Origin of the sequence: Acetobacter oryzoeni (genome assembly GCF_004014775.2) — a bacterium.
GTDB classification, from domain to species: Bacteria; Pseudomonadota; Alphaproteobacteria; order Acetobacterales; family Acetobacteraceae; genus Acetobacter; species Acetobacter oryzoeni.
This window is the reverse complement of sequence record NZ_CP042808.1, coordinates 1,975,740-1,991,157: the sequence shown is the minus strand read 5'-3', so window position 1 is coordinate 1,991,157 and position 15,418 is coordinate 1,975,740. Positions and strand designations below refer to the sequence as shown.

Sequence of the window (15,418 nt, the reverse complement as noted above, 5' to 3'; positions counted from 1 at the left end):
ACAGATAAATGACCCAAACCACAGCAAGCTTTATGGTGGATGGTATGTCGTGCGATGGCTGTGTGTCTGCTATCAAGCGCGCCCTTGCTGCTATTGATGGTGTAGAAGCCACAGATGTTAATCTGGCAACGCGTGAAGTGAAAGTAACGTATGATCCAACTCGGGCTGGCGTTTCTTCCCTGCAGAACGCAATCCGTGGCGCAGGCTACGAAGTAAGCTAAAAGCGGATCTTGGTATTTAAGCCGGTTCTGCCATGCGGCTGGCAGACAGGGGGCGTGATGTTCCCTGTCTAGCTGAGGTAGGTAGAAACTGGCAGTATGCATATTTCCGAATGACACATCAGCGCGGCCAGCAGCCGCTGCAAGATATGCTGAAGCAAGGTGGCTGATCCGTTATGCAGATGAAAAATACATTACGCCTTGGGTTTGTAGCGGTAGGCCTAGCCCTGCTGGGTGGCTGCTCTTCCGAGGTTGGGCGTCTGCCATTGGTTGATACGGATATTACCTGCCTGCGCAAGCAAATGGCCGGGCCGATGTATCTTAGCTTTCCGCTTGCTGCCAATACATGCCAGCGTATGACCAACCACGGCTTTATGTTTGGTGAGAAAAACGCAAAGCCGATTCCGCTGAACCTGAAAGATGCCCCGGATCTTCAGAAACTGGCAGATGAATACGGCTACAGCTATACGCGCTGAAAAGCGGCTGCCTGATCAGTTTTCCAGTTCAGTGTCCCAATACAGATAATCGCGCCAGCTCTCATGCAGGTAGTTAGGCGGAAAGGCACGCCCGTTTTCCTGCAACTGCCAGGATGAGGGGCGTTCTGGCCGATGCCGCGGCAACATGCCAATAACATGCGGAAGGTGCGAACCTTTGCGCAGATTGCAGCATCCGCATGCGGTTACAATATTTTCCCAGCTTGTTTTGCCACCTTTGCAACGTGGGATAACGTGATCAAACGTGAGTTCCTGCGTAGGGTGGCGTTCACCACAATACTGGCAGGAAAAATTATCACGCAGAAAAACATTAAAGCGGGTGAAGGCTGGCTTACGTGCTGCTGGAATATAATCTTTTAAGGCAATCACACTGGGGAGGCGGATAGTATGATGCGGAGAATGAACTTCGGTATCGTATTCACTCAGCACAGAAACCCGATCCAGCCACACAGCTTTAATGGCATCCTGCCATGCCCATAGGGAAAGAGGGTAGTAGGAGAGAGGCCGGAAATCTGCATTGAGAACCAATGCAGGAAAGTTGAGGGTACTACCGTCAGGCAAGACTTGTCTCCTCGGCTTATCTTCGAGGGCGCATCTTTCTGCGATCGTAAAACTCGGAGCCGATTGCCTGCAAAAGGTGCGTCGTCGAGGTAATTACTGCATGCAGTATTGCAGAGGTTCTGGAGGGAGGCAACAAAACGGCTGTCTGTTTGGTGCCTCTTTTTAGATTTTAGTAATAGTTTCACGAAAAACATGAACAATTTATTACATAATAGTCAAATAAATCCTGCGCGATGGATCACACGCTTTGCCCCCAGCCCCACGGGCTTTCTGCATCTGGGGCATGTGGCCTCGGCTTTGTATGGCTGGCAAAAGGCGCAGCCGGATGGAGAATGGTTTGTGCGGCTGGAGGACATTGATATCCAACGCTGCAAACCTGCATTTATTCCCGCCATTCTGGAAGATCTGGAATGGTTGGGGTTGCACTCTGGGCGGCCCGTTTTAAGGCAATCAGCCAATATGCCAGCGTATCAGGCTACGTTGGCAACATTGAATGCAATGGGGGTGCTGTATCCCTGTTTTTGCACGCGGTCTGATATCATGCGTGAAAGTGCTGCCATATTCTCAGCACCTCATACGGCTCCAGATGGTAGTTTGTGTTACCCCGGAACGTGCCGCCATCTTTCAGATCAGGAACGGCAGGATCGTATTAGCCAAGGGCTGCACCACGTGCTGCGGCTGGATATGGGTAAAGCCTTGCAATGGGTGCATCAGCACACACAAGGCGGACCATTAACGTATCAGGATCAAGAGCGCGGAACAGTTGTGTGTCATCCTGAATTGTTTGGGGATGTGGTTCTTGCGCGCAAGGATATTCCCGCATCCTACCATCTCTGCGTGACGCATGATGATGCAGCCCAAGGTGTTACGCTGGTAACGCGAGGGGAAGATTTACGGCCAGCAACAGATCTGCATCGGGTATTGCAAACACTTATGGGGTGGAGCGTGCCGTTATACAGTTTTCACCCTCTATTGTGTAACGCAGAAGGGCGCAGATTGGCCAAGCGGGATGGGGCATTGGCTGTGCGCGCTATGCGTGAAGCTGGTCTTTCGGCGGAAGATGTGCGTTGCAAAGCGGGTTTCCCTCATATTTTTGAGAGATAAACCCTGAATTGCGTACAAAAAACGCGGCGTATGAGAAATCTCCGGTTCCGCCAGAGGCCGAACAGGATTACTGTGCCGCCCCAGAACCAAATGTCTGTTTCTGGGGCATGGGTGATGTCCTGGTTATTGGCATGAAAAACATAGTGTCGGAAAGTAAGAGAACCATGAGCATTGTTGCTGACCGCATGAACAGGATCAGCCCGAGCCAGACGATTGTCATTTCGACACGGGCCCGCGCACTCAAAGCCGAAGGCCGGAATATCATCAGCCTTTCTGCCGGTGAGCCAGATTTTCGCACGCCCGAAAACATCTCCCGCGCAGCGGCCAAGGCAATTGAAAACGGCCAGACCCGTTATACTGATGTTGCTGGCACGCCAGAACTGCGTAAGGCTGTAGCAGAGCGCTTTAAGCTTGATAGTGGTCTGGATTACACGCCAGAGGAAGTTATTGTTTCCACTGGCGGCAAGCAGATTATCTACAATGCCATGATGTCCACCCTTAACCCGGGTGATGAGGCCATTATTCCGGCACCTTGCTGGGTTTCTTACCCCGATATTGTCACGCTGGCAGAAGGCACACCTATTATTGTGCCCTGCAAACGTGAAAATGGTTTTCGGATTACGGCAGAACAGCTGGAAGCCGCTATTACACCACGCACAAAATGGTTTTTCCTGAATTCACCCTGTAACCCAACAGGTGTTGCCTATTCAGCCGAAGATCTGCGCCCGCTGTGTGATGTTCTGCTTCGCCACCCGCATGTGTGGATCTTTACAGACGATATCTACGCCAAGCTGGTTTACGATGGTTTCCGCCCCGCCACCTTTGTGGAAGTGGAGCCGCTGCTGCGTAGCCGCACCGTTACCATGAATGGCGTTTCCAAGGCGTATGCCATGACAGGCTGGCGTATTGGTTTTTCTGGCGCTCCGGTGGAACTGACAAAAGCCATGAACAAACTGCAGGGGCAGTCCACCTCCAACACCTGTTCCATCGCGCAGGCTGCGGCTGTGGAAGCACTCACCGGCCCGCAGGACTTTATTCAGGAAATGGTTGCCACCTATCAGGGGCGGCGTGACATGGTTGTTTCCATGCTGAATGAAGCCGAAGGGATGGAATGCGATATGCCACAAGGTGCATTCTATGTGTTCCCGTCGGTGGAAAAATGTTTGGGCAAAACATCTCCGGGCGGCAAAAAGCTGGAAACGGATGAAGATTTTGTAACAGCCCTTCTGGAAGAAGAAGGCGTTGCTGCCGTGCATGGTTCGGCCTTCATGTTCCCCGGCCATATCCGTATTTCCTATGCAACCGATACAGATAGCCTGCGAGAAGCCTGCACGCGTATTCAACGTTTTTGCAAAGGGCTGCTGTAAAATATGGCGCGGTCTTTTGCGAACAGACTAAAAGGTTTGCCTGCGCCTGCCACTATTGAAATGGCACGCCGTGCACGCGCCCTTAAGGCGGAGGGCAAGCCCGTTATCTCCCTTGCGTTGGGGGAGCCGGATTTTGCCACGCCGCCTGCCGTGGTGGAGGCTGCCCATCAGGCAGCCTTGGCCGGGCAGACCAAATATCCACCCGTAGATGGCACGCCTGCACTTAAGGCGGCCATTGCCCGCAAGTTTACGCGTGAAAATGGGCTGGATTACAAGCCGGAGGAGATTATGGTCTCCAACGGTGGCAAGCAGGTTATTTTTAATGCGTTCATGGCCACGCTGAATGCGGGTGATGAAGTGGTGGTGCCCACACCTTACTGGGTGAGCTATCCGCTTATTGCCCGTATGTTTGGTGGCACGCCTGTTTATGTTTCCTGCCGGGAGGAAGACGGCTTTCGCCTGAAGGCAGATGAACTGGCAAAAGTGCTAACACCTCGCACGCGTTGGGTGGTGCTGAACTTCCCCAATAACCCAACAGGTGGTGTGTGCTCAGCGGAGGATCTGCGCGCTATTGCGGAAGTGCTACGGCAGTATCCAGATATCTGGATACTTTCAGATGAGATTTACGAACATCTGGTGTTTGATGGTGCAAAATCAGCATCCATCGCGGCGGTTGCGCCTGATCTGAAAGACCGTACCATTACCCTCAACGGTGTTTCCAAAGCGTATGCCATGACAGGCTGGCGCGTTGGTTTTGCGGGTGGTCCGGCAGATCTTATTGCCACCATGCGGGGTGTTCAGGGCAATGCCACGTCTGGTGTGTGTTCCATAGCGCAGGCAGCAGCTGCTGCTGCCTTGGATGGCCCGGCAGATCTGGTGCAGGAAATGGTGGCAACATATGGCCGCCGCCGCCGGATGGTGGTGGAAGCCTTGCGCGCTATTCCGGGCTTTACCTGTGCTATGCCAGATGGTGCGTTTTATGCGTATCCGGGTGTTGCTGGGTGCCTTGGCCGCACGACAGCAGCAGGCAAACGGCTGGAAACAGACCATGACTTTGCACTGGCCTTGCTGGAAGAGGCTTTTGTAGCCACCGTGCCGGGAAGCGCCTTTGGGCATTCACCTTATTTGCGCCTGTCCTGCGCAACGGCAGATGAAACACTGCAAGAGGCCTGCCAGCGTATTGCTCAGTTTGTAGAAGGCTTGCAGTAAGGCTTTTAAGTAAAAACGCAGGCTTATTTGAGACTAAGTCCTGCGTTTTTATTATTCTTTTAAAACGTTGCGGGCGTAATGGTGAGCAAGTGCCGTGCTGTCTTCCGTTTCGGGTAGCAGCCCTACCAGTTGCAGTTCATCACAATACTGCGCCAGTTGATCGCGTAATGATTTACCAATAACAGGCCGGATAGCTGGTTCGCTGTGTAGCATTGCGCGTATGCTGGCAGCAGAAAGATCCGAAACATCCGGGGCAATCAGGGTTGCGGCATCATCGCGGTGGGTGTCTGTCCATCGGGCGGCATCACGCAGGGCCAGCACAAGGGCAATGGCTGCATCCGGGTCATCCTGTAGCACAGAGCTGGAGGCACCAAGCACCATGCTTGTGCGCTCGGCATAATGGCCTGTGTTGCTGCCAGCCAGTTCAATAAACAGATCAGGGAATGATTGGAGCAGCCACCAAGCCTGATAATCATGCGCGACAACAGCATCAATTCTTTGGTTGCGTGCGGCATCATCAATTTGCGGGAGCGGCAAGTCCAGCCAGTTGATGCGGTTCATGGCGTCCAATCCCTTCCGACGCATCATGATGGCAAAAAACAGCTTATCTGCCGCGTTCTGGTCCATAACGGCTACTGTGTGGCCCATAAGCTGGTCCAGCCGTGTAATATGGCTACTGCGGCGCACGAGCAGGCGGAAGTTGCCGGGCTGCACACCAATCAGCAGTTGCGCATTAAGCCCTGCATAAAGATGCCTGAGCCACGTAAGGGCAGGGGCTACGGCGTAGGGAATGTCACCTCTGGCCAGTGCATTAATGGTGTCTTCTCCATTAATGGTGGCAAAGGGTAAATCTACATCCAGGCTATAATGCGCAAAAAACCCTTTTTGCGCGGCGACAGCCAATACGGGTGCCGATCCAGAATTGGGCCAACCTATTTTGATCTGCCGATAAGTGCCATCTGGCTGTTTGTGTGGATGATGTTTGCCACGTGTTGCCAGAAAGGTTCCTCCACCAATGGCGGCAATACCGCCCATGCCAGCAAGCAGGAGGTTACGACGTGTTTGGGAAGGACCTTGGGCGCTCATTTTTGTAGGTTTACTATGTCTTGCTGTGTCTGTCGCTTTATGAGTGATGGAGGGAATATGAAAAAAAATAAAAAAGGGGGTTTACGGCGCGATTTAGGTTAGCTATATGCTCCCTCGCTGGTCCCGAATAGCTCAGTTGGTAGAGCAAGCGACTGTTAATCGCTGGGTCGTAGGTTCGAGTCCTACTTCGGGAGCCAGCCTTATTTCCTTCTAAAATTTATAAAATGCAGCAATGCCTTAGAGCATTTGTTTTGCGTGTAGGCTTGTGTTGTGAGCAGCTGTTAAAACAACTGCCCACCTAAACACAATTACGGCTGAGGCAATGCGGCAATACCGGTTAATTCCACTTTCCATGTGGGGTCAGCCAGTTTGGCTTCTACCGTTGCGCGGGCTGGTTTGTTGTTTCTGTCTAGCCACGCATCCCATGCACGGTTCATGCCAGCCATATCATTCATGTCAGCCAAAAAGATCTGAACAGAAATAAGATGGCTTTTATCTGTGCCTGCTTCAGCCAATAAGGCATCTACTTGCCGTAGAATATCAGCCATTTGGCCTTCAGCATCCAACGAGGAATCGTCGGCAATCTGGCCGGCTAGATAAACCAGGCCATTATGAACAACGGCGCCTGTCAGACGTTCTTCAGGGGCAAGACGTTTAATGCTCATGATTTTGGGCTCTTTGCTGTTGTGAATAGAGTCTTGAGGAAAGTGTTAGGCAAACGGCATATTATCAATAAGCCGAATGCTCCCTAGGCTGGCAGCCACAAACAGGCGCGTACCTTTGCCTGCAATAGGGGCGGGTGCCAGATTTTCCGCATGGCGGAGTTCCAGATAATGGACGTAAAAGCCCGCTTTCTTCAATGTCTCACGGCATGTGTCTAAGCTGCTTTCTACGCTTGTACCATTCTTCATGGCTGCAAGGCATGCTGCCAAGGCTTGGGGCAGCAGAGCGGCCTGTTGGCGTTGTTCTGGAGTAAGCCTGCGGTTGCGGGATGAAAGCGCCAGCCCGTCTGTTTCCCGCAAGGTCGGCACGGGCAGTATATCCACTGGTAAATCCAGATCCTGCACCATGCGTTTGATGAGGCAGAGCTGCTGATAGTCTTTTTCACCAAAAGCCGCGATATTGGCGCGTGTTTGTAAAAACAGCTTGGTGACCACTGTGGCAACGCCATCAAAATGGCCGGGTCTGTCTCCTCCACACAGCATGTTGTCCAGCCCGGAAACACTTATGCGAGTTGCAAAGCCGGGTGGGTACATCTGGCTTTCATCCGGCGCATAAAGCACATCCACTTTGCCAGTCTTGCGCAACAAGGAGGCATCGTCTTCCAGCCCACGTGGGTAATGCTGGAAATCACTGGTGTTATTGAATTGAATGGGGTTTACAAAAATGGATACAATCCGACGAGAGGCTTTGCCATCCAGCGCGTTGATGAGTGAAAGATGGCCTGCATGAAGTGCACCCATAGTTGGCACAAATCCAATAGTTTGACCCTCTTTCTGCCAACTGGAACTTAAAGCGGCCAGTTCTGCTTTGGTTTTTATAATCTGCATAATGGAAGTCCTGAACGGTCAGTAATTTTGCAAGCCGGAACACAGCGCCAAGCTTTGTTGGGCTGCAATGTATCGTTGAAACTGTCTTACTGCCAGAACTGACCAGAAAGCCTTCTGGGGAGGGTCTCTTTCATGCATATCCAGGCAAGCCAAAACAGAGCTTTTAGGCAGAGTGAAAAGGCCCAAGTCTGTGCTATAAAGGCGCATGTCTTACGCTGATTTCGTCCACCTTCGTGTTCATTCTGCCTATTCGCTCAGCCAGGGGGCCATTCGTGTGCCCGATATTGTGGGGCTGGCGAAGGAAATGCATATGCCTGCTGTGGGCATTGCTGATTCAGGTAATTTGTTCGGGGCGTTGGAATTTTCTCAGTATTGTACAAAAAGCGGTATTCAGCCCATTATTGGCAGCCAGATTGGCCTGCCTGCGCGTAATGACAAACCCGGCTCTCCAGCTGAGCCTGTCGTGCTTCTGGCGCAGAACGAGGCAGGGTTGGCCAATCTCCAGTTTCTTTCTTCAGCCGGGTTTCAGAACTCAGATCCGGCAGATCCTTTTGTCTCGCTAGACCTGCTGTGTGAAAAAGCAGAGGGGCTGCTGCTGCTAACCGGTGGTACACGTGGGCCACTGTTCCAGATGCTGGCGGAAGGGCAAACGGAAGACGCTGAAAAATGGCTGTCCCATGTGCATGAGGCATTTGGAGACAGGCTGATTGTAGAATTGCACCGGCATGGTCTGGCTATTGAAAAAGCCGTGGAACCGGGCGTGCTCACATTGGCAGATCGGTTCGGGCTGCCTTTGGTGGCCACCAATGAATGCTTTTTTCCTACGCCAGAAATGTACGAAGCGCAGGATGCTCTGTTGTGCATTGCCCAAGGGCGCACCATGGCGGAAAAAGATCGCTTCCGCGTTACGCCGGAACATTGGTTCAAGCCGCCGGAAATGATGCGCGCACTTTTTGCCGATCTGCCAGATGCGTGTGACAACACATTAGAAATTGCGCGCCGTTGCGCCATTAAAGTAGAAACCCGCAAACCACTTCTGCCCGTTTGCCCTAAGGTAAGAGAAGGCGCGACAGAAGATGAAACCCTGCGCGCCATGGCGTGGGAAGGGTTGGAACGCCGCATATCCAGTATGAAGCTGGATGCCGAAACCGTAGAAAAATACAAGGAACGTTTACGTTTCGAGCTGGATATTATCTCCAAGATGGGGTTCCCCGGTTACTTCATGATCGTGGCGGACTTTATCCAGTGGGCCAAGGCGCATGGCATTCCAGTTGGGCCGGGCCGTGGTTCTGGTGCGGGGTCCTTGGCGGCATGGGCGCTTACCATTACGGATATTGACCCTATTCCGTTCAATCTGCTGTTCGAACGTTTTCTAAACCCAGAACGCGTTTCCATGCCTGACTTTGATATCGATTTCTGTCAGGACCGGCGAGACGAAGTGATTGCCTATGTGCGGCGTGAATATGGGGCAGATCGCGTTGCGCAGATTATTACCTTCGGTAAGCTGCAAGCGCGTGCTGCTGTGCGCGATGTTGGGCGCGTGCTGGGCCTGCCATACGGTATGGTTAACCGTGTGGCAGAGCTTATTCCCAACAACCCAGCCAAGCCGGTTACCCTGAAGGAAGCTATTGCAGGCGAGCCTAAGCTGCAGGAAATGCGTGATAATGATGAGGCCCTGCGCAGGTTGCTGGAAATTGCCCAGCAGCTGGAAGGGCTTTTCCGTCATGCCAGTACGCATGCGGCGGGTGTGGTTATTGGGGATCGGCCGCTTGTGCAGCTTGTGCCGCTGTACCGAGACCCCAAAAGTGATACGCTGGTTACCCAGTATAACATGAAGTTTGTTGAGCAGGCAGGCCTCGTCAAGTTCGACTTTCTTGGCTTAACAACACTTACCATTCTCAAACGGGGTGTCGATTTTATCCGCCGAATGGGCAAGGATGTGGATATCAGCCACATACCGTTGGATGACCCCAAAACGTATGAAATGCTGGGGCGGGGTGATACCGCCGGCGTGTTCCAGTTTGAAGGCGCGGGCATGCGCGATGTTCTCAAGCAGATGCGCCCCACCCGAATAGAAGATCTTATTGCTGCTGTGGCGCTGTATCGCCCCGGCCCAATGGCCAATATTCCCGATTACTGCCGCAGAAAACACGGTGAGGCATGGGAACCCCCGCACGAGGAAATCCGTGATATTCTTGAAGAGACCTATGGCATTATGGTCTATCAGGAACAGGTTATGCAGATTGCCCAGAAAATGGCTGGCTACAGTCTGGGTGGCGCAGATTTGCTACGCCGAGCTATGGGTAAAAAGATCCGTTCAGAAATGGATCACCAGCGCGAAATCTTTACAGAAGGCGCAACCAAACGCGGGATTGACCGTGATAAAGCCGTTGAGGTGTTTGACCTCATGGCCAAGTTTGCAGACTATGGTTTTAATAAATCCCATGCTGCAGCTTACGCTTTTGTTTCCTACCAAACAGCATGGATGAAGGCTAACCACCCAGTAGCCTTTTTGGCAGCCTGTATGTCTCTGGCGCGGGAGCGTACAGAAAAACTTGCTGCTTTGCGGCAGGAAGCAGAGCGCATGCACATTGCTGTTCTACCGCCGAATATCAATAAATCAGAAGCTGATTTCTCGGTAGAAAAACAACCAGATGGCACATATGCTATCCGTTATGCGCTGGCTGCTATTAAAAAGGTTGGCTATGGCGCAATGGAAGCACTGGTAGATGCAAGGGGAGAAAAACCCTTTAAAAATCTGGCGGATTTTGCAATCCGTATTGACCCGAAGCACATCAACCGGATGCAGTTGGAAAATCTGGCAAAAGCTGGTGCGTTTGAATGTATTGATAAAAACCGGGCACGCGTTTTCAGGTCAGCAGATGTTATCTTGCGGCGGGCCCATAGCCAGGCGCAGGAGGCTGCTTCTGGCCAGATTGGGTTGTTTGGCGGGCCGGGTGAAGTTGAGCCCTTGCGGTTAGTGGAAGGGCATGATTGGCCAGAGTTTGAGCGTCTGGCGATGGAAGCCGAAGCTATTGGCTTCCATATGACAGCCCACCCGCTGGATGCGTATGGTTCGGTACTGCGTCGTCTGGGGGTTACGCGCACATCGCAGTTGTTAACTGCGGCGGAGCTTGGCGGCGGGCGTGTTAAAATTGCTGGCTGTGTAGTGGATAAAAAGGAACGTCCCACACGCACGGGTAACAAAATGGCATGGGTACGCCTTTCCGATGCATCTGGCGGCTGCGAAGTAACTGTTTTTTCGGAAGTGCTGACGCGTGTGCGCGATATTCTGGTGGCGGGCACGGCTATTCTCGTAACAGCTGATTTAAAGCTGGAAGGGGAAGCCCTACGCCTTACCGCGACAGATATTGTGGATTTGGAAGCCGCCGCTGCGCAAGGGCAAAGCGAAATGCGTGTTTGGTTGGAAAAGCCAGATGCCTTGCCAGATTTACAAGCTATTCTGGAACCACAAAAGGGCGGGGCAGGACGGATTGTTCTGCTGCCAGGTGTTGCAGATAGTTGTGATGTAGAAGTGCGGTTGCGTGGACGCTATAAGGTTACGCCCGTGTTGGGGCAAAGGCTGCGCACGCTTTCTGGTGTTTCACGGGTGGAACAGGTCTGACATTGGTTCAGATAAGGGAATTGCAATGGAAGAACCCTGATGCCGTTTTATCGGTATGGGGCAATCAGCCGTGGTGTGCTTTTCTGGATAGTGGCGGAAAGATAGACAATCGGAGCCGATGGCAGATTTTTTGCCATAGGCCATGCCATACAGTGGTGGCTTGGCCTTATGAAATAGAAGTGGACGGTACAAAACAACCTTTTGTTTCAGCTGGTCATGTTTTTGAAACCCTGCGTGTTTTTCATAATGAATTAAAAGAAGGAGCGAATAGAACGCGCCCGCAAGATATTCCATTCTGGGGTGGTCTTGTTGGCTTTGCCAGTTATCAAACGGGAATGATGCTGGAGGGCGTTTTCTCTCGGCATAAAGATCAAAATACGCCCTTATTGGCAGCGGGCGTGTATGATCATGCTTTTATTTGGGATCGCTTTGAAAAACGTGTGTTTCTTGCAGGAACGTCAAAATTCTTTGCAGATTCTGCACATGTAGCGCAGTCGATAAGTGAGTGGAATAAGCTTCCTGAGCATGCTGCGCTATGTAAGATACTTACAACCACGCAGTTTGTGGCAGATCAAAGCCATCATGCTTATTGTCAGAGCATTGCACAAACGCGGGACTATATTGCCGCAGGAGATATTTTTCAGGCGAATATAACGTGTCGGCATACAGCGGAAATAGATGAATCTCTGCCAAGTGTTGAGGTGTATCGTGCATTGCGGCAACAAATACCGGCACCTTTTGCTGCGTATTTGTCATGCGGGCCAGATTTTGCGTTACTTTCTGCCTCTCCAGAAAGGTTTTTGAAAGTGGACGCGAATGGTTGTGTATCATCGCGGCCTATCAAGGGCACGGCACCACGTGGGCAAACGCCGGAAGAAGATGCTTTTTGGCGTAAAACGCTTCTACATGATGAAAAAGAACGCGCCGAAAACCTGATGATAGTTGATCTTATGCGGCATGATATTGGCCGCATGGCGCAAATAGGCAGCATGCATGTGCCAGACTTGTTGGAGGTGGAGCAGTTTCCGCACGTGCATCATCTGGTATCAGAGGTTCGCGGAAAGTTGCTGCCTAACAAAGATGTTTTTGATCTTTTAAAAGTAACCCTGCCGCCGGGGTCTGTAACAGGGGCCCCAAAATATCGGGCGATGCAGATTATAGATGAGTTGGAAGCCTCAACTCGTGGTGCATATTGTGGCACGGTGTTTTGTATTGGGGCAGATGGCAGCATGGATAGCTCCGTGATTATCCGTAGTTTGGAACGCTTTAAAAATTGCCTGAGTATTGGTGTTGGCGGTGGTGTAACCATTCTGTCTGATCCAGAAAAAGAATATGAAGAAATGCGTCTGAAATTTGCGCCGTTTCAGAAGTTCTGGGGGCAGGAATGAGTGTTGTTTGGTTAAACGGAAAAATATATCCCGCTGAACAAGCCACTATCAGCCCTCTGGATCGGGGCGTGACATTAGGAGACGGGTTATTCGAAACTCTGCGGGTTAAAAACAAAACGGTTTTGCATTTTATATTGCATTATCAGCGTCTTTGTAATGGTGCATGGGTTTTGGATATGCCTGTGCCAACACAAGACGATGCTTTGCAGGCTGTGCAAGAGTTTTTGGCACAAGCAGGGTTTGAGAATGGTTCTATTCGGTTGACTGTCACACGTGGGGTCGCGCCACGCGGTTTGTTGCCACCAGAACACTGCAAACCAACGGTTTTTATAACAGGAACTGCGGGCAATTTTAGAGAGCAGTCTGTGCGTATGTGTGTGAGCACTCTGGTGCGACGGGATGAGCGCTCGCCACTTTCTCGCATTAAGTCGTTAAGTTATTTGCCTGGAGTTGTGGCAAGGCAGGAAGCTGACCGTAAAGGGTGTGATGATGCTTTTTTGCTGAATATGCAGGGGCGTATAGCAGAAAGTACAATCAGTAATGTTGTTGTGCAAACAGAAGAAGGGCTGATAACTCCTCCAGTTACAGAAGGTGTTTTGCCGGGGATTGCGCGCAGGCTGTTGCTGGATGCAGGAGTAGTGCAGGAGCGCGTGGTCACTTACACAGATATTGTAAAAGCGCAGGGTGTTTATTTAACCAACAGTCTTTCCTTGCGTGTTGTGACGCATTTGGATGGAAAGCAGATTGCATATCATCCAGAATCTTACCGAAAAATAAGGGATATTCTGGAAAAATAAAATTTTGCAACTCTTCCAAATTGTTGGCGTTGGAAAACGGGATACATCATTTTATTCCAAAGGAGTGTCCCATGCAGAAAATTTTCACTTCCATGCTGCTTGGTGCGTCTTTAAGCGTGATGCCGGCATTGGCTATGGCTCAAGATAATAGTGGCACGCCACCTACAGCAGAGGGTGCAGCCTCCCAACAGGGGCAGCCTCCATCAAAGGCAGCGGTAGGGCCAAATGGTGAGCATGTTGATCCATCTAAAAAGCTATGGAGCAATCCGCGCACGGTAGATGAGCAACCGGGCACGCAACCGCCTTCGAACGATGGAAAACACCCAGCCCACCCGGTTAAAGAATACCATCCGCACCATAGCCAGCACGACAAAAAAAATGGGGTTATGGAAAGCCCAAGTGAAACAATCCCCGGTAACAATCAGCCGTCTTCTACGCATTTGCAAGAAAATCACGCACCACAATAATGCAATGAAGACCAGATATCCTGTTAGGCATGTGGCTTGGCAGGATAGGACCGTTGCGGCCAGTGCACAGCTTGGTTGGCTGTTTGCATCTGGGCGCAGCGTGTAAAATCGGCTAGCCTTCCCACCTATGTGATGGCGCGGCAGGGCTGAGCAAAAAGCAGCTTCAATATCTTGAAGGCGTCATCCCCGCCCATGTTTGCTCTGATGGTTCCGTAATTCGGCACTGGGGAGCACGTGGGCATAGGCATGTTTTAAAGGTGATGTTGTTCCTGCTGCATCGGCCTTGTTGGATTCTGAAAGGGTGACGTCATGCTGGTGGAAGAGGCCAAGGGCAAACAGGCGGACGGTTCGAATACGCCGCATTATGATCTTCGGCAGATCGATTGTGATCCTAATTTCTGGTACCCTGTGGCGTGGTCGCATAAAGTGCGCCCCGGCAAAGCATTTGCCGCACGCTATGCGGGGCACCCCATTGCACTTATTCGCCCTGAATATGGGCCTGTCTATGCGCTGGAAGACCGTTGCGCACATCGGCAGGTGCCGCTGAGCAAAGGGGTTGTAGATGATAAGGGCTGCGTAAAATGCTGCTACCACGGGTGGGCATTTGATCGCGCCGGCAAGTGCGTGACCGTACCTTATTTGAATAAAGAAGGGGTGGGGCGCCCGGTTAAATCCTACCCTTGCCGTGAAAAAAGCGGCCTGATCTTTATCTTTCCCGGTGATCCGGCTTTGGCAGATAAGGTTCCCGTGCCTGATGTGGCGCAAGTGGGTAACCCGGAATACAAAACCCGCATGTTCAGCCCACGCCTGAAATGCCACTATACCTTCATGCATGAAAACCTGATGGACATGAACCATCAGTTCCTGCACCGCCGGCAGATGGGTTCCATCACGGCCCGTTTTTTGGGGCAGGACAAGGGTGATGACTTCCTGGAAGCACGCTACAGCTTTGCCCGTAAAGGTGGCAATCAGCCGCTTGCAGAAGCCCTGATTTTTGGCAAACACCATGATTTTGAAGGCCGCGAACAGCCGGTTGAAGAAGTTGTGTCCATCCGCACGACCTATCCATATCAGACTCTGCAGATCCACGATAAGGATGGTGATCTGATTATGGATCTGTGGACATCCTATGTGCCGCTGGGCGAAACGCAGCAGGTTACACAGGCATTTGGTCTGCTTTCTGTTAAAAAACCCAAATGGAACTTCTTGCTCAATCTGGCATGGCCTGCACTGGGTATTTTTACACACCGCATCTTTGAAGAAGATCGTGAAATTGTGGAAATGGAACAGAATGCATGGCGCGAACTGGGTGGGGACCACAACGTTGAAGTGTTCCCAGTTGTAAAGTCACTTCGTGCTCTGCTGGCACGTAGCGGTGTGCCCAACAAATACGCGCATCCGGTGGAAACAGCCTCCCAATCAGAAGACGCAGCTTAATAAACAGTGTTTTTTGTCTTGTCCGGGCGCAAAAAAACGGCCATAAGAGCCGCGCTCGGTCAAGGCCGGGAGCATAACGCACGCGAGGAAAACACCATCTGGTGCTCTGTCTGTC

The 15,418-nt window shown here is 51.6% G+C and carries 14 protein-coding genes and 1 tRNA gene; 11 read left to right on the top strand and 4 right to left on the bottom strand.

Annotated elements, in window-relative coordinates; all coding sequences use genetic code 11:
- Positions 1–8 precede the first annotated feature (8 nt).
- Positions 9–221, top strand: coding sequence for a heavy-metal-associated domain-containing protein (locus EOV40_RS09140; RefSeq protein ID WP_003623174.1), 213 nt, complete (start codon positions 9–11; stop codon positions 219–221).
- A gap of 173 nt (positions 222–394) precedes the next feature.
- Positions 395–694, top strand: coding sequence for a hypothetical protein (locus EOV40_RS09135; protein WP_003623170.1), 300 nt, complete (start codon positions 395–397; stop codon positions 692–694).
- A 15-nt stretch (positions 695–709) separates the two neighbouring features.
- On the opposite strand, the gene EOV40_RS09130 is transcribed toward EOV40_RS09135, so the two are convergent.
- Positions 710–1,273 (bottom strand): HNH endonuclease, encoded by a 564-nt coding sequence (locus EOV40_RS09130; protein WP_050818347.1) that lies wholly within the window; start codon positions 1,271–1,273, stop codon positions 710–712.
- A 192-nt stretch (positions 1,274–1,465) separates the two neighbouring features.
- On the opposite strand from EOV40_RS09130, the gene gluQRS reads away from it, so the two are divergent.
- From gluQRS to EOV40_RS09115, 3 genes are read left to right on the top strand one after another with little or no spacing between them, the layout of a single operon-like run.
- Positions 1,466–2,377 (top strand): tRNA glutamyl-Q(34) synthetase GluQRS, encoded by a 912-nt coding sequence (gluQRS, locus tag EOV40_RS09125; RefSeq protein ID WP_128105730.1) that lies wholly within the window; start codon positions 1,466–1,468, stop codon positions 2,375–2,377.
- Positions 2,378–2,385: 8 nt separating this feature from the next.
- Positions 2,386–3,744: a pyridoxal phosphate-dependent aminotransferase gene (locus EOV40_RS09120; RefSeq protein ID WP_208729146.1), complete on the top strand. Its 1,359-nt coding sequence runs from the start codon at positions 2,386–2,388 to the stop codon at positions 3,742–3,744.
- A 3-nt stretch (positions 3,745–3,747) separates the two neighbouring features.
- Positions 3,748–4,953 (top strand): pyridoxal phosphate-dependent aminotransferase, encoded by a 1,206-nt coding sequence (locus tag EOV40_RS09115; protein ID WP_128105728.1) that lies wholly within the window; start codon positions 3,748–3,750, stop codon positions 4,951–4,953.
- 51 nt (positions 4,954–5,004) lie between these two features.
- On the opposite strand, the gene EOV40_RS09110 is transcribed toward EOV40_RS09115, so the two are convergent.
- Positions 5,005–6,039 carry an ABC transporter substrate-binding protein gene (locus tag EOV40_RS09110; RefSeq protein WP_128105727.1) on the bottom strand — a complete coding sequence of 345 codons (1,035 nt, stop codon included), beginning with the start codon at positions 6,037–6,039 and terminating at the stop codon, positions 5,005–5,007.
- A gap of 121 nt (positions 6,040–6,160) precedes the next feature.
- Between EOV40_RS09110 and EOV40_RS09105 the strand changes: the two genes are divergently transcribed.
- A tRNA-Asn gene (locus EOV40_RS09105) sits at positions 6,161–6,236 on the top strand.
- Between the two features lie 111 nt (positions 6,237–6,347).
- Here the strand turns inward: EOV40_RS09105 and EOV40_RS09100 are convergent.
- A complete protein-coding gene (locus tag EOV40_RS09100; protein ID WP_128105726.1) occupies positions 6,348–6,704 on the bottom strand; it encodes a RidA family protein in 357 nt (118 codons plus the stop codon).
- A 45-nt stretch (positions 6,705–6,749) separates the two neighbouring features.
- The gene (panC, locus tag EOV40_RS09095; protein ID WP_128105725.1) at positions 6,750–7,589 is read right to left on the bottom strand and encodes a pantoate--beta-alanine ligase; all 840 of its coding nucleotides are present in this window, start codon (positions 7,587–7,589) and stop codon (positions 6,750–6,752) included.
- 205 nt (positions 7,590–7,794) lie between these two features.
- Here panC and dnaE point away from each other — a divergent pair, with 205 nt between their 5' ends.
- The 5 genes from dnaE (at position 7,795) to EOV40_RS09065 (ending at position 15,303) form a co-directional block, all read left to right on the top strand.
- Entirely contained in the window at positions 7,795–11,214 is a 3,420-nt protein-coding gene (gene dnaE / locus EOV40_RS09090; RefSeq protein ID WP_128105724.1) for a DNA polymerase III subunit alpha, read from the top strand.
- A 2-nt stretch (positions 11,215–11,216) separates the two neighbouring features.
- Entirely contained in the window at positions 11,217–12,602 is a 1,386-nt protein-coding gene (locus EOV40_RS09085; RefSeq protein WP_128105723.1) for an anthranilate synthase component I family protein, read from the top strand.
- The gene (locus EOV40_RS09080) at positions 12,599–13,399 is read left to right on the top strand and encodes an aminotransferase class IV (RefSeq protein WP_128105722.1); all 801 of its coding nucleotides are present in this window, start codon (positions 12,599–12,601) and stop codon (positions 13,397–13,399) included. Before EOV40_RS09085 ends, EOV40_RS09080 begins: the two co-directional genes overlap by 4 nt.
- Positions 13,400–13,470: 71 nt before the next feature.
- On the top strand, positions 13,471–13,866 hold the full coding sequence (locus EOV40_RS09075; protein ID WP_128105721.1) for a hypothetical protein: 396 nt from the start codon (positions 13,471–13,473) through the stop codon (positions 13,864–13,866).
- Positions 13,867–14,175: 309 nt separating this feature from the next.
- A complete protein-coding gene (locus EOV40_RS09065; RefSeq protein WP_050818336.1) occupies positions 14,176–15,303 on the top strand; it encodes an aromatic ring-hydroxylating oxygenase subunit alpha in 1,128 nt (375 codons plus the stop codon).
- Positions 15,304–15,418 lie beyond the last annotated feature (115 nt).